Below are 24,246 nucleotides of genomic sequence, written 5' to 3'. Positions count from 1 at the left end.
TGGCGATGTGCAACATCATCGTTGCCAGAAGGGCAGCTTGGCGATCTCTTCCTCGACCTGCTCTTTCGTCAGACCGATGTCATCGATCAGATAAGGAGTATCTTTCGCCAGTCGCTTGAGTTCCCAGCGGAAGCGCGTGCGCCGTTGCCAGGCTGCGATGCTGCCGGACAGGCCCGCCAAGCTGTAGCGCTGGCGCGACATGGATTTGGCGGACGGTCTTGACCGCTCTGTCGACGCGGGGCTGATGCAAAGGGTGTCATGCATGGCAACCTCCATACGGTTGGAGGGCAGTGCCCTCGTTCAGATGAGGTTGAATTCTGCCGGATGCGGCCAGCGTCGTAATTAAGCTCTCCCAAATAGTTCCCAAAACTTCCAAATGGGCTAAGTTTGCGATCTCGAAGCCTGGGACGGGATCTCACCGTCCGGCAGACCATCGCCCAAGTTTCCTGGAATTCAGCGAAACCATCATCACGACGATCAGGACATGACCGCTTCGCTACCTTTTCTCGGCTTCCCCGATCGCCTCGGCGATGGCCACACACCCTGCGCAGTGATCTTCGGGGCCGGTCACGGCAGCACTTATCCCGTCAAGGACAGCAGCGGCTATGTCTCGGCCGCCGACAAGATCCGCACTGCCAGTCAATATGACGCCGAGCTTGTCGAGCATTGGGATTTCGACCTCGGCGGCCCGCTGTTCGATGGCGGGTCGGTCAACTGCATCGACATCGGCGACATTGCCACCACCATGCACGACAATGCCGGTAACCGGGCACGGATAGAGGCGAAGACGCGCGAGGTCCTGTCGATGCCTGCCGTGCCGGTCCTGCTCGGAGGCGACGATTCCGTGGTCATTCCCTTCCTTGCGGGTTTTGCGGATCACGGGCCGATCTGGGTCCTGCAGATCGATGCCCATATCGATTGGCGCGACGAGATACACGGCGAGCGCCACGGCTATTCGAGCCCGATGCGTCGGGCGAGCGAGATGCCGCATGTCGCCGGCATCGTGCAGGTCGGCCTGCGCAGCGTCGGCAGCGCAAGGCTGACCGAAATCGAAGCAGCGCAGCGCTACGGCAGCCGCTTCGTGACCGCCCGCGAGGTGCATGCTGCGGGTGTCGATGCCGCTCTGCGGCATATCCCCGAGGGTGCGCGGGTCGTCGTCACCCTCGACTGCGATGCCTTCGATCCTGGTATCATGCCGGGCGTGGCGGCGCGCACACCCGGCGGTCTCACCTACACGCAGGGGATCGACCTGATCGCGGGCCTCGGCAGGCGGGCAAGGATTGCAGGATTCGATCTTGTCGAATTCTACCCTCCTGCCGACATTGATGGCCTGTCGGCCCAGACGGCTGCCCGCCTTCTCGTCAATGCGATCGGCACCATCGTCCGGCAGGATTGAGGTGGGTTTCCTTCCGTGGCTGGATGACCCCACAGGTTCCCACTGGGCCTGAAAGGCTCTAAGGATGCGCCATGCAGGGGTCGCGCTTTGCCTTTGGTCCGTTTGTGCTTGATCCGGATGCGGGAACGCTCACTCGGAACGATGCCCCTGTTGCCATAGGCTACCGCGGGCTGAAACTGCTTGCGGCACTTGTCGAACGGTCTGGCGAAATCCTGAGCAAGGCCGAACTGATGGACGCGGCCTGGCCGAGTATAGCCGTTGAGGAGGGCAACCTTACAGTCCAGATTGCACAACTCAGGAAGCTGCTTGGTCCAGCCGCAGAGGATGGTGAATGGATCGCTACGGTTCCACGTGTCGGCTACCGCTTCTCAGGCGCCGTCGAACAGATCAGCGGCGTGTCGCGAAAACCCTTGCCGCTCCCCGGCAAGCCTTCGATAGCGGTGCTGCCCTTTGTCAATGTCAGCAACGATCCCGAGCAGGAATCCTTCGCGGATGGACTGACCGAAGATCTGATCACGGATCTGTCCAGGATCTCGGGACTGTTCGTCATCGCGCGCAATTCGGCCTTTGCCTATAAAGGAAAGGCAACCGATGTGCGCGCGATCGCCCAGGACCTTGGCGTGCGCTATCTGCTGGAAGGCAGCGCACGGCGCGCGGCTGGGCGTGTGCGCATCAACGCCCAACTGGTCGATGCGGTGAGCGGCGAGCATCTTTGGGCGGAGCGCTTCGACCGAGGTCTCGAAGATATCTTTGCCGTTCAGGACGAGGTAACGGCCAAGATCGTCGAAGCATTGCTCGGTCGGCTGCGTGCGCCGCCGCCGCGCAACCAGCCAAAGAACCTCGAAGCTTATGACCTCTGCATGCGAGCACGCAAGCTGATGGACGATTCCCCACAGATGGCGCGGGAAGTGCATCTGATGCTCACACGCGCGGTTTCACTCGATCCGGAATACGCCGAGGCCTATCGCTGGCTTGCCATGAACCACTGGATGGGGTGGGTGCATTGGGGCGGGCCGACGGAAGAGAACCGCAACGTTGCCCTGGAACTGGCGCGCAAGGCGGTGGCCATCGATCCCAAGGATGCTGGTTGCCACTGGGTTCTGGCTTACCTGCTTGCCTATGAGCGCAGTTTCACCGAGGCGGACGCGGAGTTCGCCAGGGCGATCGAACTCGACCCGAATGAGGGGGATATCTTTGCGGCACTATCCGATATCGCGGTGCTGGCCGGGCGGGCCGAGGAAGGCCTCGAGCACATCCGCAAGGCGTTCCGGCTGAACCCGTTCCCGACCAGCTGGTATTACCTGACGCTCGGCCAGGCGCAATATGCGTCCCGAGACTATGAGGCCGCCATCGAGACACTGCGCAGGGACGAAACCTATCGCACAAGTTCACGCCGTTTCCTGGCGGCAAGCCTCGCGCAACTCGGCCAGCTCGACGAGGCGCGCGCGGAGGTCGAGCTCTTCCTCGTCGGCAATCCGCATTTCACAACCAGCCACTGGGCCGCGACGGAGCCATTTCGAGACGCCGCGACGCTCGAGCATTTCGTCGAAGGTTATCGCAAGGCCGGTCTTCCGGAATGAACGTCGATGGCGGACTGTCAAGGATCGGTTAGCGATTGCCCTGGAACTGATCGGCTCCAGGAAGCACGTGCAGCCAAGGCTCGCGTCGTGGCGTCCAAAGTTCATACTGCGGGACAAGATCGGAGGGCGCCTCATCAAGCGTGCCAGCCATGATCTCGGCCTCGGTGTCGCTGAGCGCAAAGACGTGGCTTCCACAAGTCGGGCAGAAGCTGCGGTCTTTGTAACGCGACGTCTGCCCGTCGCATGTGAATGCCGCCAGTGGCCAGATTCCATAAAAGGTGAAAGCCGAGCCGCTGGCGCGCCGGCAGTCGGTGCAATGGCAGAGGCCTACGCGCGACGGATCGCCTGACACGGAATAGCGGACCCTGCCGCACGCGCATCCGCCACGACGCTCCGTTGTCATCGTTACAGTCTCCTATCGAATTGCCGTGACCTACGTATCTAGCTGTCCGCGTCGTTGGCAAGTGGGACCGCTGGCATGGCGCCTTGCGGGATGCAGGCTTCACTCGCAGAGCGACGCGTGAATATGATGGCTGCGGCGAACCTTGACGGAGGCTCGCCGTCCGTTCTAGCTGGCTGTATCTTTATAAATTGAGCGTAGAAGAAGTCAGTGAGCGAAGTTTCGTCAAAGTCATCTCAGCAGACGGACCACACGATCCCGCAAGGCGATTATTTCGTTCAAGAATTCGTGCCGTTTATTCTGAACAACGTCACCAACACCATCAATCAGCGTTTCAAGAAATCACTGCGGAAATTCGATCTCAATGTCACGCAATGGCGCGTGCTGGCAGCTCTGGGACAAAAAGGAAATGTCTCGCTGACTGATCTCTGTGCGATGACGGCAATCGACCAGCCCAGCCTTAGCCGCGTGATTGACCTGCTGGTTGAGCGAAATCTGGTTACACGAGCTCCTCGCGCGACAGACGGCCGTTTCAACGAAATTGCCTTGTCCAGAGAAGGTCAAAGCCTTCGCGATCGAGCGTGGCCAATGGCAATCGAGCACGCCGAGCTTGCGGTAAACGGACTCACCGGCGACGAGCAAGAGACCTTGCGTCAATTGCTCAAGAAGATGATGGCCAGCCTACGCGGCGACTAGAGCGTTTCCGTTTTTCACGGAAGCGCGGAAACGCTCTAACTCTTTGTTTTCACGCAATTACGGACGGAAAACCGTTACACACTTTTCCTGGAATTGCTCTGGGCCGCTTTCACTTTTCTAAGGAACGATACCAGTGCCGCGTTGAAGCCTGACGGATCTTCGAGATTGGAAAGATGGCCGACGTTGGGAATGATCGATAGCTGTGCCCCACCTATGCCGGCAGCCATTCCTTTCGCAAGCTCCGGAGGGGTCAGCTTGTCGAGTTCACCGACGATCAGAAGCGTGGGAACATCGATCAAAGTAATGTCCCCGGCATAGTCATCATCGAGGTTTGCTCTGATCGTCTTGAGGTACGATTCCGCATGAAGCGCGGAAATACTGTCTCGCAGCTTTTGCAAAACCGCCTCGCCGGTATCCGGCGCGACAAGAGAGAGTGCTACCTTGTCAGCAATGTCAGCCGGCTTTTTTCCTTCGAGCAGGGGCTTTGCACGCAACGTGTAGAAGGTTTCCCGGTCTTCTGCACTTCTGGTGTCCATAGTATCCGGACGCGAGTCCGCCAGGATGAGGGACGCCACGCGATGGGGATAATGCGCATAGAATCTTTGCGCTATGCGCCCTCCGAGAGACAGGCCACATATATGCGCCTGTTCGGCGCCGAAATAATCCATAACACGCAGTACATCCTGCGCGAAAATGTCCAGCGTGACGCCCCCCTCGTAATCTTCGCTGTCGCCGTATCCGCGGCAGTCCAGAGCTGCAGCCTTGTATTCGGCCGCAAGCACATCGAGCTGATCTTTCCAATTCGTTCGATTGCCGCCGATGCCATGGAGGAAGAGCACAAGCTCTCCCTCGCCGGTATAGTCCACGGCAAGAGCTGGAATCCCTGGAACGGTAGCGGTTTCAATCGAGGCCATGTCACTCGGCTGCCATCTGCGGAGAAGCTTTGTACCGATCAGAGAATGCCGGAGCGATCTCGCGTGCAAAGCGAGTGAGCCAATCCGTCCGAACAGACTGAGGGATATCCGGCGTGGCGGCCTGCAGGATGAAACTGTTGAAGCCGATATCGATGTAGGTCTGAAGTTTTTGTTTGATCGTTTCAGGTGATCCGATCAGGGATACCTCGAACAGCGGTCCCAGATTGTCCGGATTGGTCATCCGGATGCGCCGTTCGTGAGTCTCGGCAAACGGTCGATAATCTGGAAGATCATTATGTCGGCTTGCGTCGAATGCGTAGTGCTCGACCTGGACTTCGAACCAACGAGGCATGTATTTGCGGCCAAGCTCGATTGCCTCTTCATCGGTGTCCGCCAGGATCAAGGTAACGCCGATGGGCTTGTCGACGTTGGTATCAAGACCTTTGGATTCAGCAATCTCCGTCCAGGTCTTCATGACCATGCGCTGCACCTCGAACGGCAGAGAGCCGTTCGAGATAGGGGCAAGCCCCAGGTCTGCAATTTTCGTCGCGCTGGCGGGGTTGCCGATCGCGCCATAGAAGTTGATCTTCGAGGTCACGGGATGAGGTCGGAGCGTGATCTCGCGGTCGACGCTCAGGTTCTTGCCCTGGAACGTGAAGCTTTCGCCTTTCATGGCCAATTCGATGATGCGCCAGGTCTCCTCAAATCTCTGCTTGGCCTCATCCATCGGAACACCGAAGGCTTCGTATTCCATAGGAGCGTTGCCGCGTCCCATTCCAAGATGGAGGTCGCCTTTCGAAAGATGGCTGAGGATTGAAATTTCGCCCGCGAGGCGGACCGGCTGATACCAGGGAGTCACCAGTACCATGGCCCCCAGTCCAATGCCGGGACATTTGGCGGCAACGTGCGATAGAATGGCTATCGGACTGGGTTGCGGGAAATAGTCTGAGAAATGGTGTTCAACCACCCAGGCTATTTCGTAGCCAAGGTCGTAGCCCAACTGGGCATCTTCGAGCATGGTCTGATAAAGCTTCGCGTCGGTTGAGCCTGTGGCATCGACGGCGGCCAGTTGGAAGCCGAATTTCACGCTCTTGGATTGCTCACTCATGGTCGTTCCCAGTTGGTTTGAAAAGCTGTGTCTCGGAATACGATTGCGTTAGATGGCCCTGCGATATTGGGCGTCATAATGAGCAAGCGGATCCATGCTGCCGCTGTTGATCACATCCACAACGCGCCCGATGATGAGATCGTGAGTCCCAACCGAACGGACTGACATCAGTTCGCAAAAGACATTGGCTTGCGCATGTGTCTGGAAAGGTGCGCCGTTGGCCCCGATCTCCCATCCACCTTCCTGAAACCGATCTCCTCTGAACTCCGGCTTGGTGTAGGCCGGCATCGAAGGAAGGTTCTGCTGGTGCATGATGTTCACGCAGAAGTTCTTCTCTTCCAGAAGCGTCGGGTGGATAGATGCCGTGCGGTTTACGCTGATCAGGCAGGTTGCAGGATCCATCGAGACCGAGATGAAAGTGGTCGCCGCCATCCCATGGAATTTTCCTGTGCGATCCCTGGCGGTGATCAGCATGACCGTGGACGCGACCCCGCGCATGGCGATGCGAAAGTGTTCCTCGACCGCCGCGCTACGCTCGCTGAAAGCGGGCCAGAAACTTTCGTTTTCAACCGCCAGATTTTTCATATCGGTGTTCCCACTATTATGATATGAAAATACATATGATATCGCAATAATCAATCGGCTTTTTGCCGCCGACGTTATTTTCTTGCTCGAGCCCCCCGTTGACTTGAAGCAAAATTAGCCCATAGTTGAAAAAACATATGAGAATGCATGTGAGATGAAATGGCACGGATTGCGCTGATTACCGGTGCAGAAGGCAGTCTTGGGAAGGCGTGCGCAATGCGATTGAACGCCGAAGGTTACACCGTCGTTTCCTCTGATGTCCGCGCGCCCACTCGAAAGGGGCTGGACGATAATGGGACGAAATTTTTTCAGATGGACATAACCGACGAGGCCTCCGTTGCGGCCTGTTTCGGTCGCGCCGAAGAGGAGATCGGCCCGATCGCGGTGCTCGTATGCTGTGCAGGGGGAACGACGGCAACCAGCGCAAATCAACCATCTCTGGCTGAAACCACATTGGCCGATTGGCAAAGATCCGAAGCTGTGAATGCCCGAGGGACCTTCCTTTGCATTCGGGAGATGTTTCGCGCTCGCAAGGAAAGACCTGTCGCCGATGGGCGGATCATCCTGACATCTTCGACCGCAGCGCAGCGACCAGCGATCGCCGCTGGCGTCGCCTATTCTGCTGCAAAGGCTGCCGTTATCGGCCTTGCGCGCACCGCTGCGCTGGAAGCTGCCGAAATGGGAATGACCGTGAACACCATCGCTCCTGGCGGGTTTGATACCGAGGCGTATCACGTTGCGACGAACGTCGCACAGATGGCCAGGCAGATCTCGACAATCCCCGTCAGAAGGCTCGGCAAACCGCAGGAGTTTGCATCGCTGGTTTCATACCTGGCGAGCGTCGAGGCTGCATACCTCACGGGGGCGACGATCGACCTGAACGGAGGCGCGCGCATGGTCTGATGCGAGCTTCAAACTCTTAAACTGAACAATAAAAATCAAAGGGGAATGGAAATGTCTGAACGGGTTTCGGGCAGTGAGCCGAGGAAGTTGACGGACAAGGAACTCCGCCAGCTCATTTTTGCGTCGGTCGCTGGCAATGCATTGGAATGGTATGATTTCTTTCTCTATGGTTTCGTGGCGGCGCTTGTCTTTGGACAGCTGTTCTTTCCAGCCGGAACCGATCCACTCATCGGTACTCTTGGAGCCTTTGCAGGATTTGCGATGGGCTTTCTCGCTCGACCACTGGGCGGCATCGTATTTGCCCACATCGGGGACAGGTACGGACGTAAGGGTGCCCTCGTCGCCACGCTGACCATCATGGGCGGCGCGACGTTTTTGATGGGCCTGTTGCCGACATACGCGCAAATCGGGATCTGGGCTCCTATCCTCGTTGTTGTCCTGCGCGTCATGCAGGGTATTGCGGCAGGCGGGGAATGGGGTGGCGCAGTTCTGCTGGTCACCGAAAATGCACCGGAGAAGCATAAAGGCTTTTACTCGTCTTTCGGACAGGTCGGCCTGAGCGCAGGATTCCTGCTGGCCGCCGCCGCATTCTATCTGGTCCAAAGGCTTCCGCAGGAAGACTTCATGAGCTGGGGCTGGCGCCTGCCGTTTCTGATCAGCATTCTGATATTCGGTGTGGGCGTGTACATCCGCTCGAAGGTTCCTGAAAGTCGGGAATTTCAGAAATCGGCTGCGGCGGACAACCATCACAAGATGCCGCTCATGGAAGTCATCAAGCGTCATCCAAAGGAAATTCTTGTCGCGATGGGCCTGCGCGTCGCCGAGAACGGCGGCAGCTACATTTTCGTTGCCTTCTCTCTCGCATATGGAAAGTACGTGGGCGCATCCGGCGACACGATCATGCTTGCGCTGATATTCTCGTTCTTGATCCAACTGCCGATTCTGGTCGGGATTGGAGCGCTTTCAGATCGTATTGGAGTATGGCCCCTCTACATGGCTGGGGCCGTGGCTCTGATCCTGTTTGCCTTTCCGTTCTTCTGGCTCATCGACGCGAACAGCACGACAAGCATCTTCATTGCTTTTATCGGTGCCAACACCGTGTGTTTCTCCCTGATGAATGCAGTTCAGCCCAAGCTCTTCAGCAGTCTGTTTGACACCGAGGTACGGTATTCAGGCCTGGCGCTCGGTCATGAGGTCGCATCGGTGTTCAGTGGCGGACTATCGCCACTCATCGCCACAGCACTATTGGGGGCATATGCCGCATCCTGGCCGATCTCGCTTTATCTGATTTTCCTGGGTTCGGTGACCGTACTCACATTGATTTTGGTCAAGGTGTCGCAAGCCAAGCGGGCATTTGGGACAACTGCGCCAGCTGAATAGTCCGCTGCCTTGGGAGTTGAACGAGCAATCCCAAGGGACATCGCGAAGACCCAGAAAAGGGCGTTGCTGACGCCCTTTTCTGACCTTGGAATACAAGCGGACTAACAAGCTTGAAGCAGATACGCCGCGATCGGACCCAGTTCACCGGTCGGCGAGAAAGCCGGTGCGGCTGGCGTGGCGTCCTGCGTCAAAATCACCCAATCCACCGCACAATCATCTTGACATTATTTGCGATCTGCGATCGCATAATAGTGTCGTCATGAACGCCGCCTTTGGTGGCTGGTTGATGGCGAAAACAAGAAGGCGCGAAGCGCCCCAGAGGGAGTTTTCAGATGAAAACGATGACAAAGGCGTTTTTGGCGGCTGCGCTGGGTTTAGCAGTCCTCGCGCCGAGCGGCATTGCGCAGGCTGAGTCGGTCATTCGCATCGCATCGCCTTATCCAGCGACGACACTCGATCCATCGCGTTCCGGTGCGGCCGGAAACATCGAAGTCTATGGGCAGCTATATTCGCGGCTTCTGCGCCGAAATTTCGAAACCGGTGAACTGGAGCCTGGCCTTGCGGAAAAATGGGAGGCTACAACTGATGGCATGACCTACACGCTTCATTTGCGCGATGCCAAGTTTTCGGACGGCTCGCCGGTGACGGCTGAAGATGTGGCGTTCAGCCTGGAACGTGTCCGCTCGGACAAGGAGTCGGCCCTGCCATCGCCTCTTGCGGCGGTGGAATCGATCTCGGCCCAGGATGCCAAGACAGTCGTCATCAAGATGAAGCATGCGCTTGCGCCGATGCTGGCCAATCTGGAATTGTGGAATGTCGGCATCGTCTCGAAGGCGGATGTCGACAAGCGTGGCGTTGACGGTGCCTTCGCCACCGTTCCGCTCTCGTCCGGCCCATACATGGTCAAGGAATGGAAGCCCGGCGAAAAGCTCGTCCTTTCTCCCAATCCAAACTATTGGCGGCAAGGCTATCCGAAATCGGATGCGACGGTGGAATTGCTTGAAATCGCGGAGCCGGAGACAGCCGCGGCGATGCTCAAGACAGGAGAAGTCGATGTCATGCGCGGCGTCAACTGGGCCCAGGTCGATGACCTCAAGGCCAGCGACGGCATCGACATGCGCATGGAGCCGTCGAATGTCGTTTTTGTCTCGCTTCTCAATCACGGTCGCGAGCCGTTCTCGAACCTGAAAGCGCGGCAAGCGGCTGCTTATGCCCTCGACAACAAGGCGCTGACCCAGGCCGTCACCAACGGCTATGCGAAAGCGGCGAATACGCCGCTTCCGGGTTCACTCGAGTTTCACGACGACAATTATCCTGGCCTCGTCGCCGATATGGAGAAAGCCAAGCAGCTGTTGGCCGAATCCGGCATGGCAGGCAAGGAAGTGAAGATCATCCTGGGAAGCGGGTCGACCAATCAGCAGATCGGGCTTCTCATGCAGGCGCAGTGGGAAGCGATCGGGCTGAAGCCGGTTCTGGTCAACGTCGACACTCCCGGTTGGTGGGACGCGACAGGCAAGGGCGAATATGACGCCACGCCGACCTGGTGGATGAACGAAGTGACCGACCCGGATCTTGCTGTGCGCTGGGCGCTATGCGGCGAATGCGACTCGCACGCCTTCAACACCTTCTACAACAACAAACGGGTGAACGAGCTGACCGAACAGGGCTCGCGCGAGCAGGATCCAGCCAAGCGTGCTGCGATCTATCAAGAGATCTCCAAGATCGCCACGGAAGAGGTCTCGCAGATCCCGCTTTATTACTCACCCTATGCCATCGCCTATTCGAAGCATCTGAAAAACCTGAAGATGACGCCAGCGATGCAGTGGACGCTCGAAGAGACAACGATCGAGCAATAGATCCTCCCGGGGGTGGCGCGGTGCCGAAGGCACCGTGCCGCTTTCTTTACGCCGGCTTTTGCCGGTCTGGTTCAAGCGGTCGAAACGGTGGCGAGTTGCATACTGTCCTGAGGCGTCTCATTCAGCTGATCTTCGTGCTCGCCGGTATCTGCATCATCACGTTCCTGCTCGTGCATATGGTGCCCGGTGATCCTGCCCGGGTCATTGCGGGGGATCGCGCGAGCCCGGAAACGATCGAAGCGATCAGACAGCGTTTCGGGCTGGACCAGCCGCTGTGGCAGCAATTCGTGACCTATGCCGGCAATCTCTTCACCGGCGATATCGGCCAGTCGATGCGCTATAAGCGTCCGGTGGTCGCCTTGATAGGGCAATATGTCTGGCCGACGCTTTTCCTGACTGGATATGTCATCTGTCTGGCCGTGCCGCCGTCGATTGCATTGGCGATCGCCAGCGCGCGCAGGCCGGGTAGCCTTGCCGACCAGCTCATCCGTTTCATCGGTATTGCCGGCATGGCGATCCCGGTATTCTGGCTGGGCATCATGATGTCGCGCTTCTTCGGCGTCGGGCTTGGCTGGTTCCCGGTCTCAGGCTACGGCAAGACCTTTGCCGATCACCTGCATCACCTCTTCCTACCGGCACTGTCGACCGCGATCTGGATGGTGCCTGTACTGGTCCAGAGCCTGAGGGCTGCTCTCATCGAAAAGGCTTCCGCCGATTTCGTCGTTGCTGCGCGCGCGCAAGGGGCGGGGGAACGAGAAATCTTCTGGTGCACCGTACTACCCAATGCCATCCTGCCGACGCTCAATCTGTTCGGCGTGCTCGTCGCCTTCCTGATTGGCGGTACCATCATCGTCGAAACGGTCTACGCAGTGCCGGGCCTCGGCACTTTGATGGTCAATTCGCTTCTGGCGCGCGACTACCAGGTCGTACAGGGACTCACCTTGATGTTCGCGGTAACGACGGTGGCGGTGACTTTTCTCGTCGACCTCCTTTCTGCCGCCATCGACCCTCGGGCACGGGTATAGGAGGCCGCCATGTCGATGGAAGCCGCTCCCATCCAGAGCTCGATGAAACAACCAGCCGTCATTTTATCCTGGAGCCTCATCGTTGCCGGTTCGATCGTTGGCATCTGGATTGTCCTGGCCATCTTTGCTCCATTCGTGGCGCCTTATGATCCGACCGCCATCGATATCGTGAACGCGCTGAAGGGGCCGAGCGCAACTCATTGGTTCGGAACGGATCAGGTAGGACGGGACGTGCTTTCACGCGTCATCCATGGCGCGCGTATCGATCTTCTAATGTGCCTTGCCGGGGTGTTGCCGCCGCTTTTCATCGGTACGACCGTTGGCCTGCTGAGTGGCTATTATGGCGGCGCGGTCGATACGCTGCTGATGCGGCTCTATGATCTGACTGCTGCCTTCCCGTTCTTTGTCCTGGTGCTGGCGATTGTCGGTGTGCTCGGGCCGGGGCTGCTCAATTTCTTCGTCGCACTGGCCGTGGTCGGCTGGGTGACCTATGCGCGGCTGGTGCGCGCCGAAGTCATGGCGATCCGCGACAGCGAATACATACAAGCTGCGCAATGCCTGGGCTATTCCGATCGCGTTGTCCTCCTGCGCCATGTATTGCCGAACGCATTCGGGCCTGTGGTTGCCTATGCGGTGAGCGATGCGGTTCTGGTCATGCTTGCCGGCGCGAGCTTCGGATTTCTTGGCATGGGTGCGCAGCCGCCGCTGGCGGAATGGGGCGTCATGATCTCGGATGGAAGTCGCTACATTCGCCAGGCGTGGTGGATTTGCACTTTCCCGGGCCTTGCAGCCATTTCACTGGGGCTTGGCTTGGCTTTCCTCGGTGATGGCCTTGGTCAACTGCGTCGCGGGCAGGTGTCGACATGAACGGGCCTGTAACTCCACTCGTGACGGGTCCGCTGCTCGATGTCATCGATGTCTCGGTGAGGTTTGGCAATACCCGAGTGCTGAAAAACGTCTCGTTTCAAATCATGCCCGGCGAGATCGTCGGCATTGCCGGTGAAAGCGGATCCGGCAAGTCGACCATCTGTCGCGGTGCAATGGGACTGCTGCCTTCGACGGCTGAAGTAACGGGCGAGGTCCGCTTCAAAGATCAAGCATTGCTGGGGCTTGGCGAGGCCGACTGGGCAGGACTGCGTGGTCGCGACATGGCGATGATCTTCCAGAACCCGGCGTCGCACCTCAATCCTCTGCAAAAGGTCGGCAAGCAGATCGCGCAACCGATGATCCGGCACCTTGGTCTTTCCGCGAGCGAGGCATGGGACAAGGCGGTTCGGCTTCTTGAGGACGTCGGCATCCGCGAGCCCGCCATGCGGGCAAAGTCATATCCGCACGAATTGTCGGGTGGCATGAAACAGCGTGTTATGATCGCAGCCGCGATCAGCTGTGCACCGAGACTGCTGATTGCCGACGAACCGACCACCGCCCTCGACGTGACGGTCCAGGCGAAGATCCTCGAACTGCTGAAGGACCTCAACCGGCAGCGCGGCCTTGCGATCGCATTGATCTCGCATGATCTCGGCGTTCTGGCCGATATCTGCTCGCGCATCATGGTGATGCGTCATGGCGAGATCGTTGAACAGGGCGAAGCCGGGCAGATCATCGATGCGCCACAGCATCCCTACACGAGGCTGTTGGTGGACTCGCAACCGGGCAGAAAACAGTTCAAGGCCGGATGGAAACAAACTGAAGGGCAGGCACCATTGCTGCAGGTCGAAAACCTGCGGGTCGTCTTTCCGGGAAAACGGGATATCGTCGATATCCTCCGCAAGCGAAAACCTACGCCTTTTGCGGCATTGGATGGTGTAAACCTTGCCATCGATGCGGGCGAAACGGTTGGCATCGTCGGCGAAAGCGGGTCCGGCAAAAGCACGCTGGCGCGTGCCATCATCAGGCAGAACCGCCCGGCATCCGGCACGGTCAAACTGGACGGCAGCCCTATCGAGCGGCTTGCTGGTCGCGATCTCTTGGAATTGCGGCGGCGCGTCCAGATGGTGTTCCAGAACCCGTACGATTCCCTCAACCCGCGCATGACCGCGCTGGAGACGATCGCCGAACCGATCTGGCGGCATGGCATGGCCGATCGACGATCGGCACTCAGCCAGGCGTCGAAGCTCCTTGATATGGTCGAATTGCCGGCCGCACTCGGTGAGCGCAAGCCGCGCCAATTATCCGGTGGCCAGTGCCAGCGCGTAGGCATAGCCAGAGCGTTGGCGCTGCAGCCGCAGGTGCTGATCGCCGACGAGATCACTTCGGCGCTCGACGTGACCACGCAGGCACAGATCCTGGAATTGCTTGCTCGTCTGCGCCGCGAGCGCGCACTGACGCTGGTCTATATCTCGCACGACCTATTCGTCGTCAGTTCCTTCTGCCAGCGCGTCTATGTGTTTCGCTCGGGCAGGATCGTGGAACAAGGTGCCGCCGCAGACGTCCTGACGAGCCCCAAAGAGGCCTACACGCGGGAGCTTGTCGCCTCGCTGCATCGGTTGCCCAGGCAGGTGCGGGAAAGCATCGAAGGATGACGTGCGTTCGCGCAGATCGCCGGCAGATTGTGGAGGTGAATTAGAAATGAACGCCAATAGCAATACGCCCTGGCGCGATCCGAAGGTGCCCGGATCGCCCGTCATTCCGCGCGCGGATTGGGACTATCCTCCTTATCACCGTTGGACCTTCCAGCATGTGCGGGAAATGACAGCCACCGCGCAGGTCTGGCGCGGGCAGGGCCCCGTTTTGCCGTTGCCGAGGCGTACTGTCGAAATCGATCACATCGAATTCGAGGTCGCGGGACGCCGCCGCACGATCCGCGATTTCCTGGACAACAGTTTTACCGATGGTTTCCTCGTGCTGTCTCGCGGCGAGATTGTCGCCGAGCGCTACATGAACGGAATGAAACCGCATGGCCATCATCTGGCGATGTCGGTGACCAAGTCGATCGTTGCCACCGTGCTCGGCATCCTTGTTCACAAGGGGCTTGTCGAGACCGCGGCGGCGGTGACCAGGTATCTTCCGGAGCTCGAGGCGACGGCCTATCGAGGCGCAACGATCCAGCAGGTCCTGGATATGACGAGCGGCGTTCTGTTCGACGAATCCTACACCACGGAGGGCTCGCATATGCAGCAGCTCGACCAGGCCTGCGGCTGGAAGCCGATGACGCGGCCTGATTGGCCGCAAACGGTGTGGCAACTGGTCATGACACTGACCGAGCTGCAACGACCGCATGGCCAGCTTTTCAACTACCGCTCGATCGAAACCGATATCCTCGCCTTTGTGATGGAACGGGTCAGCGGGGTGCCGCTGGCCGCGTTGATCAGCAATGAATTGTGGGCGCCGATGGGGGCGGAAGAGGACGCTTATATAACCGTCGATCACGGCGGTTACGCTCTGGCCGACGGCGGTTTCAACGCGACTTTGCGCGACTACGCGCGCTTTGCCTTGCTGCATTTGCGTGGAGGCAGGGTGAACGGTCGGCAGATCGTTCCCTCGGAATGGATCGAGGAAACCCGGCGCGGCAATCACGAGCTTTTCCAGGGTGTATATCGGACCGTTCTGCCGCGCGGCGCGTATCACAACCAGTTCTGGATCGAGGATCCCGAGCGGCGCTCCTATATGTGCAGGGGTATCTTCGGCCAGTATATCTATATGGATCCGCAGACTGATTTTGCCGCGGTGAAACTGTCCACCTGGCCGGAGTTCGTCAACCCGGACCGCTCGATTGAGGCTTTGTCGGCAATCCACGCCATTCGGGATGTCTACGCCACGGCGTGATCTTCCGCTGGCGACGATAGTGTTTCCGCTCGTGTGATCTGCCTCCCTCAAAGCCTGTCGTGATCGTGCGGGAGGCTTCGCGGGGTTTCGACTGCGTCATGACACTCCCGACAAGTAAATAATTTTTGCGATCGCAGATCGCACTCTTGTATGCCACGCGGTCGCGTGACAGTCTGTTGGTGAGCGCACATGACGAGGCGCAAAACCGGGAGGGAGTAAACACAATGGCCTGGACGAAGACCTTAGCCGCAGCTGCCGTCGCAACGCTTGCCGGCCTGGGCTCGGCGCGCGCCGAAGGTGTGCTGAACATCTACAACTGGGGCAACTACACCAGCCCGGAGATGGTCAAGAAGTTCGAGCAGAAATACGACGTCAAGGTCACGGTGACCGAATACGATTCCAACGACACCGCGCTTGCCAAAGTCCGGCAGGGTGGTCACGGCTATGACGTCGTGGTGCCTTCGGCTCCGGTGGTCAAGGTTTGGATCGACGAAGGCCTCGTCCTGGAGAGCCGTCCCGACCAGATGGAGAATTTCAAGAATGTCGATCCGCGCTGGGTCGATGTGCCGTTCGATCCCGGTAGGCGTTATTCGGTGCCGTGGATGTGGGGCACGACGGGCGTGACGGTCAACAAGTCGGTCTATTCCGGCGACATCAACACCTCGGCCATTTTCATGGACCCTCCGGCCGAACTGGTCGGCAAGGTCAACGTCGTGCCGGAAATGTCGGACGTCATGTTCCTTGCCGTTACCTATGTCGGCGGTGAGCCGTGCACCAGCGACAAGGCGGTGCTGAAGAAGGTGCGCGACACGTTGGTGGCTGCCAAGCGGAAATGGCTGGCCATGGATTTCGGCAATATCGATAAATATTCGCGCGGCGACATCGCCGCCGGCGTCAACTGGAACGGCGCTTCCTTCCGATCGCGGCTGCAGAATCCGGATATCCTCTATGGCTACCCCAAGGAAGGGTATCCGATCTGGATGGACAATCTGATGATCCTGAAGGACGCCAAGAATGTCGAGAACGCCAAGCTGTTCATGAATTTCGTGATGGACCCGGAGAATGCCGCAATGCTGTCGGCGTTTTCCCGCTATGCGAACGGGATCAAGGGTTCCGACAAATTTATGCCCGCGGACATGAAGGATGCGCTGGAGCTCAACATTCCGGCTGATCTGGTCCAATACGGAAAGGTCAATGTCGGCTGCCCGGCCGATGTCCAGGCGATGTATACCAAGATCTGGACAGACCTGTTGAAGTGAGCCCGGCATCCAGATCTGAATTCATGCCGGCGACGGGGATGACGCCGGAATTCGCGATCTGACTGGAAGTGGAGTGAAAATGGCACTCGATCCGGATATCAGAAGCATGCTCGACCATCTTGCGCGCGAACAGGCCGCCCAGCAGGTTGACGTCACACTCGACGGCTCGCGCCGGAGTTACCGCAATCAGTATCGGGAAATGAGCCGATCACCCGAAAAGCCGGTGACGGAAGACATCGTCAGGCTTGGGGGCGGGGATGATGTATCGCTCCACCTTTACAAGCCGGCGGATGTCGCTGGTCCCTTGCCGGTTATCCTCTACCTGCATGGCGGTGGCTTCGTCCTTGGCGATGCCGAAACCTACGCGCTGCAATCGGCGCGCATCGCAACGGAGTGCGGCGCGCTGGTTGTTTTCGTTGAATACAGACTCTCGCCGGAGCATCCATTTCCAGCCGCCGTCGAGGATGCGCTTGCTGCGGTGGAGTGGGTTTTGGCTAAAGCGGCTGATCATGGCGGCGATCCGGCGTGTTTTGTGCTGATGGGTGACAGCGCGGGTGCAAACCTGTCCATCGCGCTGATGCGCCACTACAGGTGGCAAAAGCTCTTCCGAGCCGTCTGTCTGCTCTATCCGCTGGTCGACACCAGGCCCTATCTTGGCTTGGCGCCCCCATCGGACTCCGACCGCGAATTCGCCGTCGGTTATTATCTGGAGTTTGCCGAGACCGAATATTTCGCAAAGGCCTATCTGCCGGATCTCGCAATGGCCACTGACGCGCGGGTGTCGCCGGTGCTGGCAACCGACCTTGGCGGCCTTTCGCCTGTGCTTTTCTTCGCAGCCGAAAATGACGTGCTGCGCGACCAGGGACGGGCTTTCGCCGAGCAGCTCGAGACTGCCGGCAACGCTGTCCGCTATCGCTGCTTCGAAGGACTGATCCATAACTTCATGCAGCATGCCGGCATCTCGAAGGCTTCGGATGCGGCTTTCCTGGAAGTTTGTGCTGCCGTCCGCGCAGCGCTTGAAAGCCGGGGAATGTAGTAGGTGTTATGTTGGATACTTCGTGCCGCCTGGAACGCATCACCTTCTATCCGCTGAAGTCAGGCGCGGGGATCCCGGCGGAGACGGCTCGTCTGGAGGCCGAGGGACTGACAGGCGATCGGCGCATGATGGTCGTCGACGAGACCGGCGACTGCCTTACAGCCCGCAAGGCGCCGCGTCTGATGCAGATCCGTACGCATGTGGACGGCGACGAGATCGTTCTTGCCGCGCCTGGCATGTCGCCGATGGTGTTCTCGCGTGGTCAACTCGATGTCGCTCGCAACGTCTCGATCTGGGGCGACGATGTCGTGGCGCTCGATGCCGGCGAAGAGGTTAGCCAGTGGCTGACGCGTTTCCTCGACCGTGCCTGCCGGATGGCCATCAAGGGTACGTTCACCCATCGTCCCTTGGCCATCGGTCCCGGTGGAACGGTGAGCTTTGCCGACACAGCGCCGTTGTTGCTGACCAACTTCGCCTCGCTTGCCGATATCAACCGCTACCTCGACCTCGAAGTGGAAATGGAGCGCTTTCGGCCCAATCTCGTGGTCAGCGGGGCATCTGCATTCGATGAGGATGGCTGGCGTCATGTGCGGATCGGCGATGTTGAATTCGAGGCTATCGGCGCTTGCGACCGTTGCGTGATGACCACGCTCGATCCCGCGACTGGCGAGGCGCGGTCCGATCACGAGCCGCTGGCGATGCTCGGCCGTCAGCGGCGCGGTGAGGATGGCAAGGCCTATTTCGGCCAGTTTCTCATCCCCCGGACGCTTGGCCGACTGCATGTCGGCGACAAGGTGGAAGTGTTGTCGCGCAAGCCCGCGATCACCATCCTGCCGGGAAACGCGCAGCCGGTGATGCGTCTTCCATCCACTACAGCCGGTCAAGGCACGGCCGCACGTCAAGGCAGCCATGAGCGCCGGCTAAACTGCGTGGCGATCATTGACGAGGCGGCCGATTTCCGCACGTTCCGTTTCGCCGCAGACCATGCCGTCGACTACAAGCCCGGCCAGTTCATCACGCTGCTCTTGGATATCGACGGCGAAACCGTGCGCCGCAACTACACGATCTCTTCCTCGCCGTCGCGGCCCCATTATATGTCCGTGACAGTGAAGCGGGTCGGTGACGGCCGCGTCTCCAATTGGTTGCACGATACGCTGAAAGTCGGCGACAGCATTCGCTCGCTTGGACCAAATGGTCGCTTTCATCTTGCCGCCGCCAGTGGTGCCGACAAGCTCCTGCTTTTGTCCGCCGGCAGCGGCATCACACCGATGATGGCGATGCTGCGCTTCATTGCCGATACCAACCTGCCGCTTGATGTGTGCTTCCATCACAGCGCACGCGGTCTCGATGACGTCGCGTTTCTGAATGAGCTGCTGTCGATCAAGACGCAGATGGGTGATCGGCTGAAGCTTTCGTGGAACCTGACGGGGAGAGACGCCGTCGCACAAGCCGATGTCCTTGCTGGTCGGTTTGAAGGTGGCAAGTACGGTGTGCGGGTTCTGGCCGGTCGGCTCGACGACGCCATGATGCACGCGATTTGTCCCGATTTGGCGGGGAGGGCGGTGCTGTGTTGCGGCCCGGATGGTTTTCGAACCAAGGCCCGGGAAATCTATGAGGGCTGGAGTTCCACGCCGGAGTTCCCATTCCTGGAAGAAACCTTCGGTCCCGATCGCTCGGCGATGCCGTTGCCGGAAATCGGCAACTATCAGGTCTCCTTTCTCAAGGCAGGCAAATCGGTCAGTGGCTCCGGCACGGTGACGCTGCTGGAACTGGCGCGCAAGATCGGTGTCGATCTGACGTCCGACTGTGAAGCCGGCATCTGTGGAAGTTGTCGCTGCAAGGTGGTTTCCGGAGAATGGCGAGTGGCTGCCAATGCGGCCGACCCTGAGCGGTCCGTGCTTTCGCAGTCCGAGAAGGACGAAGGTTATGTCCTGGCCTGCTCCACCAGTCCGATCGGGGATGTCTGCGTAGAAGCCTAGCCCAGATTGCGATCTTTATCTTTGGCAGTTTTTTGCTCCTATTAAGGCGAATGTCTCTTGGCCTTTCGGTTGGAAAATTCAGAAAATAGATTGAAAAACAAAAGAAAATTACCTTTCGAGGGTGATGCGTGGCTGGATCATCGACTTTCTGTTGTGTGATCGTCGATCGCAAATTATACAAAAGACAAGCACTGAAATTGCCTGAGATTGCGCGGTGCGTTGGAGGAGAACATGGTGGCAAACGCTGGATTTGAAGGCGAGGCCTTGGTGGCGCTCGATCGGGAAACCCAGTTTCATCCCTTCACCGCGATTGCCGATCAGCAGAAGAATGGCGCGCTGGTGATGGCGCATGCGGCGGGTTGCTCGATCACCGATGTTTCCGGCAAGACCTATCTCGATGGCGCTGCCGGGCTCTGGTGCGTCAACGCCGGTTACGGTCGCAAGGAAATCTCCGACGCCATCCACCGACAGTCGCTGGAACTGCCTTATTTCCATTCCTTCAACACGGTTGCCAACGAGCCGAGCATCAGGCTGTCGGAAAGGCTTTTGAAGCTTGCGCCTCAAGGAATGCGGCGCGTGTTTTATGGCCTGTCCGGTTCGGATGCCAACGACACAGCGGTAAAGATGCTGTGGTCGTACAACATGCTTCGTGGCAAGCCGATGAAGCGCAAGATCATCTCGCGGGCCTACGCCTATCATGGCGTAACGGCGGCGGCGGGCAGCCTGTCAGGCATACCGATGGTTCATCAGAATTTTGGGCTGCCGCTTGATTTCGCGAGGCACGTCTCGCGTCCGGACCTTTACCGGGATGCACAGGCGCGAGGGTGTGTCACCGAGGAGGCCTATTCCGCCTTTCTCGCCGAGGAACTCGAGCAAGCGATCCTTGCCGAGGGTGCCGATACGGTTGCCGGTTTCATTGCCGAACCCGTGATGGGGACCGGTGGCGTGCTGCCGCCCCCGAGCGGCTATTTTGCCGCGATCACCAAGGTGCTCGAAAAGCATGACGTTCGCTTCATCGCCGATGAGGTCATCACCGGTTTCGGGCGTGTCGGGACATGGTTCGCATCCGATCTCTATGGCATCGAGCCGGATCTGATCGTTGCCGCCAAAGGCCTGACCAGCGGCTATCTGCCGTTGTCGGCCGTGCTGGTCGGCGAGCAGATCTGGTCGGTGTTTGAGGAAGCCTCGCATGACGGACGCCCGTTCGCGCACGGTTTTACCTATTCAGGACACCCGACCTGTGCCGCGGCGGCCCTGGCCAACCTCGACATTCTCGAACGCGAAAAGCTTGTCGAGCGTGTCGCCGCGATGGCGCCCGCATTTGGATCCCGCTTTGCCGAGACGCTGCTCAACCTTCGGCTGGTCGGTGACGTGCGCAGCGCGGGCTTCATGATGGGCGTCGAGCTCGTCGCGGACCACGCAACGAAAGCTGCATTCCCGGCTTCGCTGAAGGTTGCTGCTCGTGTTGCCCTGTCGGCGCGCCGTCGCGGTGTGCTGGTCCGCGCTTTGCCGAATTCGGATGTTATCGCCCTTTCGCCACCCTTCGTGGTGACGGAAGCGGAGCTGTCGCAGCTTGCCGAGACACTGCGCGACGCTATCGACGAGGTGACTGCAGACCTGCTCCGCGAGGGACATCTCTGAAATGACGGGGCCGGGGACTTGCCGATCCGGGACGATCGAGACGGTCGCGGTTGTCGGCTCAGGGTTGATCGGCGGGGCCTGGGCTGCCTACTTCCTCAGCCATGGCCTCAGGGTACATGCCCATGACCCGCAGCCGGGCGCGGAAGGCCGGTTGCGCAAGACGGTCGGCGATGGGCTTCAGGACCTGTCGCAACTGAGGCCTATGGCGACAACCTGCGCTGGCAATCTGCTGTTTTTCGAGCGGCTTGAGGATGCGGTGCACGGCTGTGACTATGTCCAGGAAAACGCGCCTGAAAACCTGACGCTCAAGCAGGACCTGCTAGCACGGATCGATGCCGTCGCGGCACCCGATGTGGTGATCGGCTCCAGCACCTCCTCATTCATGGCCAGCGATCTCCAGCTGCAATGCAACAGACATCCCGAACGGGTGCTCGTCGCGCATCCGTTCAACCCGCCGCATCTGGTTCCTCTTGTCGAACTGGTGAAGGGAGCGGCAACTGCACAGGCAGCCCAGGATGCCGCCTATGATTTCCTGGAGCGCATCGGCAAGGTGCCAATCAAGGTGGCACGTGAAGCGCCGGGCCACGTTGCAAACCGGATGACGGCGGCGCTGTGGCGCGAGGCCGTGCACATCGTTGCCGAAGGGATTGCCAGCGTGGCCGATGTCGATCGAGCAATTCGGTCCGGGCCGGGCTTGCGCTGGGCGATCGAAGGCCCGCACATGCTCTATCATTTGGGGGGCGGCGAGGGAGGCATCGCTGCCTATCTGAAGCACCTTGGCCCGGCGCAGGAAGCCCGGTGGGCATCGCTTGGCTCTCCCCAGCTCGATGCAAACACTCGTGCGGCGTTGATTTCCGGCATTGAGGACGAAGCCGCGGGTCAAAGCATCGAAAAGCTGGGTGCACGCCGTGACAGATTGCTGATTGCGTTGTTGCGCACGCTGGAGGGGGACGCATGAGAAGCATGCCGACCCTGCCACGCATCATGGTCGCACCGAACGGCGCCAGGCGCACCAAAGCCGATCATTCGCACCTGCCGGTGTTCCCGGACGAAATCGCCGCGACCGCTGCGGCCTGTTTTTCGGCGGGCGCGGGCGCCATTCATCTTCATGTACGCAATGCGGACGGCCAGCATGTGCTGGATGAGATGCTTTACACGCAGGTGACAAGGCTGATCAACGCGGCTGCGCCCGACATGATGGTGCAGGTCACGACCGAAGCCGTCGGCCTCTACAAGCCGTCGGAGCAGATGGCGTTGGTCCGCGCGTTGAGGCCGAATGCGATCTCGGCAGCGATCCGCGAATTTGTCCCGGATGCAGGCGGCGAGGCGGCAGCCGCCGATTTCTACGACTGGTGTCTGGGACACAACATCGCCGTGCAGCACATTCTGTATGACGCCGGCGATGTTGGCCGGCTCGCGGAGCTGATCACGCGCGGCGTCGTACCGGCGGCGGGCCTTTCGGTGCTTTTTGTTCTCGGTCGCTATTCCACGGGCCAGGAAAGCAGTGCCGATGACCTGCGGTATTTTCTTGAGGTCGCTTCGGCCTTGCCGGTTCAGCCGGATTGGATGGTGTGCGCCTTCGGCCGCGGCGAGACCGAGGCACTTTCCGCTGCGCTTGCTGCGGGTGGAAAAGCGCGTGTGGGCTTTGAAAACAGCCTGTGGAATGCCGACGGTTCCGTAGCCGCTTCCAACGAAGAACGGGTGGCCGCCATTGCCGCGATCCTGGAGCGGCTGGGAGGGTTTGGCGCGGAAGGAGAGGTCGATCGTGGCTGAACAGAGTGCCTATCGCATCTTCGACGTTCGTCACGCAGGCAAGCAGATCCTGTCACCGCATATGGCGCGCATCACCTTGGCCGGCGAGGACGTCGCCGGCATGGCGACGTTCGCTCCCGACCAGCGTATCAAGCTGTTTTTCCCAAGAGCGGACGGGACGTTGCCGGCAATCCCGAACCGAGCCGACTGGTACGATATCTATCGCACCGCGCCGCCGCGCGAGCGCGCGCCGATGCGCACCTACACCATCCGATATCTGCGGGCCGACCGCTGTGAAGTGGATGTCGATTTCGTGCTGCATGGCGACAACGGGCCGGCGTCACGCTGGGCGCTCAACGCTGTGCCGAGCGATCCCATCCAGATGTCGGCGCCCAACGCCAACTACGACGGCCAGGTCGGTGGTTATGAATGGCAACCGCCGACGGGTGTTCGACACGTTCTGCTGATTGCCGACGAAACCGCGTTGCCGGCGGCTGCCGGAATCCTGGAGGAATTGGCTGCCCTTGAGGTGCAGCCACGTGTGGATGCCTTCCTGGAGGTGCCGGGCGAGGCGGACAAACTCGACGTGCCGTCGTGGCATGGTCTCGATCTGCGCTGGCTGGTTCGTGAAGGCCCGGCCGGGGAGGCGCATGCTTATGGCGACAAGATGATAATGGCTGCCAACCAGGTCGAGTTGCCATGCGATGTTTTAGCCGGCTCGACTGCCGAGGCGCTCATGGAACCCGATAGCGACGATCTGCTTTGGGATCGCGCTTCTTGCGCGACCAACACGTTCTACGCCTGGGTCGCCGGTGAAACCGGGGCGGTCAGCCGGATCCGCGCGGCGCTGGTCAAGGAGCGAGGGATCGACCGGCGGCTCGCAAACCTGATGGGGTACTGGAAGATCGGTAGAGAGCGCGAATAACCGCGATCGGCTTGCCGGGGCCGATAGAGCGGCTCGGTTCATCCCT

The 24,246-nt window shown here is 59.5% G+C and carries 22 protein-coding genes; 17 read left to right on the top strand and 5 right to left on the bottom strand.

Annotation, left to right across the window (positions count from 1 at the left end; genetic code table 11):
• Positions 1-15: 15 nt before the first annotated feature.
• Positions 16-201 (bottom strand): DUF1127 domain-containing protein, encoded by a 186-nt coding sequence (locus tag AO692_RS25205; RefSeq protein ID WP_244483492.1) that lies wholly within the window; start codon positions 199-201, stop codon positions 16-18.
• A gap of 283 nt (positions 202-484) precedes the next feature.
• On the opposite strand from AO692_RS25205, the gene AO692_RS25200 reads away from it, so the two are divergent.
• Complete coding sequence (locus tag AO692_RS25200) at positions 485-1,396, top strand: agmatinase (protein ID WP_054312818.1); 912 nt, start codon at positions 485-487, stop codon at positions 1,394-1,396.
• Positions 1,397-1,467: 71 nt separating this feature from the next.
• Positions 1,468-2,976 carry a winged helix-turn-helix domain-containing tetratricopeptide repeat protein gene (locus AO692_RS25195; RefSeq protein WP_054312817.1) on the top strand — a complete coding sequence of 503 codons (1,509 nt, stop codon included), beginning with the start codon at positions 1,468-1,470 and terminating at the stop codon, positions 2,974-2,976.
• Positions 2,977-3,004: 28 nt separating this feature from the next.
• Here AO692_RS25195 and AO692_RS25190 read toward each other — a convergent pair whose 3' ends face one another.
• Positions 3,005-3,379: a GFA family protein gene (locus AO692_RS25190; RefSeq protein WP_054312816.1), complete on the bottom strand. Its 375-nt coding sequence runs from the start codon at positions 3,377-3,379 to the stop codon at positions 3,005-3,007.
• Positions 3,380-3,586: 207 nt separating this feature from the next.
• On the opposite strand from AO692_RS25190, the gene AO692_RS25185 reads away from it, so the two are divergent.
• Entirely contained in the window at positions 3,587-4,072 is a 486-nt protein-coding gene (locus AO692_RS25185; protein WP_054312815.1) for a MarR family winged helix-turn-helix transcriptional regulator, read from the top strand.
• 74 nt (positions 4,073-4,146) lie between these two features.
• Here the strand turns inward: AO692_RS25185 and AO692_RS25180 are convergent, their stop codons facing one another.
• Genes AO692_RS25180 through AO692_RS25170 form a run of 3 tightly spaced genes read right to left on the bottom strand, consistent with a single transcriptional unit; the run spans position 4,147 to position 6,679 of the window.
• Positions 4,147-4,986 (bottom strand): alpha/beta fold hydrolase, encoded by an 840-nt coding sequence (locus AO692_RS25180; protein ID WP_054312814.1) that lies wholly within the window; start codon positions 4,984-4,986, stop codon positions 4,147-4,149.
• A 1-nt stretch (position 4,987) separates the two neighbouring features.
• Positions 4,988-6,094: an LLM class flavin-dependent oxidoreductase gene (locus tag AO692_RS25175; protein WP_054312813.1), complete on the bottom strand. Its 1,107-nt coding sequence runs from the start codon at positions 6,092-6,094 to the stop codon at positions 4,988-4,990.
• A 48-nt stretch (positions 6,095-6,142) separates the two neighbouring features.
• A complete protein-coding gene (locus AO692_RS25170; protein ID WP_054312812.1) occupies positions 6,143-6,679 on the bottom strand; it encodes a flavin reductase family protein in 537 nt (178 codons plus the stop codon).
• Positions 6,680-6,838: 159 nt separating this feature from the next.
• Between AO692_RS25170 and AO692_RS25165 the strand changes: the two genes are divergently transcribed.
• The 14 genes from AO692_RS25165 to AO692_RS25100 all read left to right on the top strand — a co-directional run bounded on the left by AO692_RS25165 (position 6,839) and on the right by AO692_RS25100 (position 24,200).
• Positions 6,839-7,582: an SDR family NAD(P)-dependent oxidoreductase gene (locus AO692_RS25165; RefSeq protein WP_082407553.1), complete on the top strand. Its 744-nt coding sequence runs from the start codon at positions 6,839-6,841 to the stop codon at positions 7,580-7,582.
• 51 nt (positions 7,583-7,633) lie between these two features.
• Positions 7,634-8,962, top strand: coding sequence for an MFS transporter (locus AO692_RS25160; RefSeq protein ID WP_244483488.1), 1,329 nt, complete (start codon positions 7,634-7,636; stop codon positions 8,960-8,962).
• 332 nt (positions 8,963-9,294) lie between these two features.
• Positions 9,295-10,818 (top strand): ABC transporter substrate-binding protein, encoded by a 1,524-nt coding sequence (locus AO692_RS25155; RefSeq protein WP_082407552.1) that lies wholly within the window; start codon positions 9,295-9,297, stop codon positions 10,816-10,818.
• Between the two features lie 95 nt (positions 10,819-10,913).
• Entirely contained in the window at positions 10,914-11,843 is a 930-nt protein-coding gene (locus tag AO692_RS25150; RefSeq protein WP_054312809.1) for an ABC transporter permease, read from the top strand.
• Between the two features lie 15 nt (positions 11,844-11,858).
• Positions 11,859-12,710 (top strand): ABC transporter permease, encoded by an 852-nt coding sequence (locus AO692_RS25145; protein WP_054312910.1) that lies wholly within the window; start codon positions 11,859-11,861, stop codon positions 12,708-12,710.
• The gene (locus AO692_RS25140; protein WP_054312808.1) at positions 12,707-14,365 is read left to right on the top strand and encodes an ABC transporter ATP-binding protein; all 1,659 of its coding nucleotides are present in this window, start codon (positions 12,707-12,709) and stop codon (positions 14,363-14,365) included. Before AO692_RS25145 ends, AO692_RS25140 begins: the two co-directional genes overlap by 4 nt.
• A 46-nt stretch (positions 14,366-14,411) precedes the next feature.
• The gene (locus AO692_RS25135; RefSeq protein WP_054312807.1) at positions 14,412-15,608 is read left to right on the top strand and encodes a serine hydrolase; all 1,197 of its coding nucleotides are present in this window, start codon (positions 14,412-14,414) and stop codon (positions 15,606-15,608) included.
• A gap of 224 nt (positions 15,609-15,832) precedes the next feature.
• A complete protein-coding gene (locus AO692_RS25130) occupies positions 15,833-16,867 on the top strand; it encodes an extracellular solute-binding protein (RefSeq protein WP_054312806.1) in 1,035 nt (344 codons plus the stop codon).
• A 79-nt stretch (positions 16,868-16,946) separates the two neighbouring features.
• Complete coding sequence (locus AO692_RS25125) at positions 16,947-17,903, top strand: alpha/beta hydrolase (protein WP_054312805.1); 957 nt, start codon at positions 16,947-16,949, stop codon at positions 17,901-17,903.
• A gap of 8 nt (positions 17,904-17,911) precedes the next feature.
• Positions 17,912-19,882 carry an MOSC N-terminal beta barrel domain-containing protein gene (locus AO692_RS25120; protein ID WP_054312804.1) on the top strand — a complete coding sequence of 657 codons (1,971 nt, stop codon included), beginning with the start codon at positions 17,912-17,914 and terminating at the stop codon, positions 19,880-19,882.
• Between the two features lie 231 nt (positions 19,883-20,113).
• Complete coding sequence (locus tag AO692_RS25115; protein WP_054312803.1) at positions 20,114-21,523, top strand: aminotransferase class III-fold pyridoxal phosphate-dependent enzyme; 1,410 nt, start codon at positions 20,114-20,116, stop codon at positions 21,521-21,523.
• 1 nt (position 21,524) lies between these two features.
• Positions 21,525-22,481 (top strand): 3-hydroxyacyl-CoA dehydrogenase NAD-binding domain-containing protein, encoded by a 957-nt coding sequence (locus AO692_RS25110; protein ID WP_054312802.1) that lies wholly within the window; start codon positions 21,525-21,527, stop codon positions 22,479-22,481.
• Positions 22,478-23,296 (top strand): 3-keto-5-aminohexanoate cleavage protein, encoded by an 819-nt coding sequence (locus AO692_RS25105; RefSeq protein WP_200911782.1) that lies wholly within the window; start codon positions 22,478-22,480, stop codon positions 23,294-23,296. Before AO692_RS25110 ends, AO692_RS25105 begins: the two co-directional genes overlap by 4 nt.
• Complete coding sequence (locus AO692_RS25100) at positions 23,289-24,200, top strand: siderophore-interacting protein (RefSeq protein WP_082407551.1); 912 nt, start codon at positions 23,289-23,291, stop codon at positions 24,198-24,200. The genes AO692_RS25105 and AO692_RS25100 overlap by 8 nt, the downstream gene beginning before the upstream one ends.
• The last annotated feature ends 46 nt before the right edge of the window (positions 24,201-24,246 follow it).

The organism is Mesorhizobium sp. 1M-11 (genome assembly GCF_001303895.1).
GTDB lineage: Bacteria > Pseudomonadota > Alphaproteobacteria > Rhizobiales > Rhizobiaceae > Mesorhizobium.
Note: the sequence above shows the minus strand (reverse complement) of the source record. Positions and strands in the feature narration are given on the sequence as shown.

Coding starts and splice junctions, on each gene's coding strand:
- AO692_RS25110 (WP_054312802.1), top strand. CDS start 21,525: ATGACGGGGCCGGGGACTTGCCGATCCGGGACGATCGAGACGGTCGCG.
- AO692_RS25120 (WP_054312804.1), top strand. CDS start 17,912: ATGTTGGATACTTCGTGCCGCCTGGAACGCATCACCTTCTATCCGCTG.
- AO692_RS25170 (WP_054312812.1), bottom strand. CDS start 6,679: ATGAAAAATCTGGCGGTTGAAAACGAAAGTTTCTGGCCCGCTTTCAGC.
- AO692_RS25145 (WP_054312910.1), top strand. CDS start 11,859: ATGGAAGCCGCTCCCATCCAGAGCTCGATGAAACAACCAGCCGTCATT.
- AO692_RS25180 (WP_054312814.1), bottom strand. CDS start 4,986: ATGGCCTCGATTGAAACCGCTACCGTTCCAGGGATTCCAGCTCTTGCC.
- AO692_RS25115 (WP_054312803.1), top strand. CDS start 20,114: ATGGTGGCAAACGCTGGATTTGAAGGCGAGGCCTTGGTGGCGCTCGAT.
- AO692_RS25165 (WP_082407553.1), top strand. CDS start 6,839: ATGGCACGGATTGCGCTGATTACCGGTGCAGAAGGCAGTCTTGGGAAG.
- AO692_RS25190 (WP_054312816.1), bottom strand. CDS start 3,379: ATGACAACGGAGCGTCGTGGCGGATGCGCGTGCGGCAGGGTCCGCTAT.
- AO692_RS25125 (WP_054312805.1), top strand. CDS start 16,947: ATGGCACTCGATCCGGATATCAGAAGCATGCTCGACCATCTTGCGCGC.
- AO692_RS25195 (WP_054312817.1), top strand. CDS start 1,468: ATGCAGGGGTCGCGCTTTGCCTTTGGTCCGTTTGTGCTTGATCCGGAT.
- AO692_RS25175 (WP_054312813.1), bottom strand. CDS start 6,094: ATGAGTGAGCAATCCAAGAGCGTGAAATTCGGCTTCCAACTGGCCGCC.
- AO692_RS25200 (WP_054312818.1), top strand. CDS start 485: ATGACCGCTTCGCTACCTTTTCTCGGCTTCCCCGATCGCCTCGGCGAT.
- AO692_RS25130 (WP_054312806.1), top strand. CDS start 15,833: ATGGCCTGGACGAAGACCTTAGCCGCAGCTGCCGTCGCAACGCTTGCC.
- AO692_RS25155 (WP_082407552.1), top strand. CDS start 9,295: ATGAAAACGATGACAAAGGCGTTTTTGGCGGCTGCGCTGGGTTTAGCA.
- AO692_RS25205 (WP_244483492.1), bottom strand. CDS start 201: ATGTCGCGCCAGCGCTACAGCTTGGCGGGCCTGTCCGGCAGCATCGCA.
- AO692_RS25135 (WP_054312807.1), top strand. CDS start 14,412: ATGAACGCCAATAGCAATACGCCCTGGCGCGATCCGAAGGTGCCCGGA.
- AO692_RS25105 (WP_200911782.1), top strand. CDS start 22,478: ATGAGAAGCATGCCGACCCTGCCACGCATCATGGTCGCACCGAACGGC.
- AO692_RS25160 (WP_244483488.1), top strand. CDS start 7,634: ATGTCTGAACGGGTTTCGGGCAGTGAGCCGAGGAAGTTGACGGACAAG.
- AO692_RS25140 (WP_054312808.1), top strand. CDS start 12,707: ATGAACGGGCCTGTAACTCCACTCGTGACGGGTCCGCTGCTCGATGTC.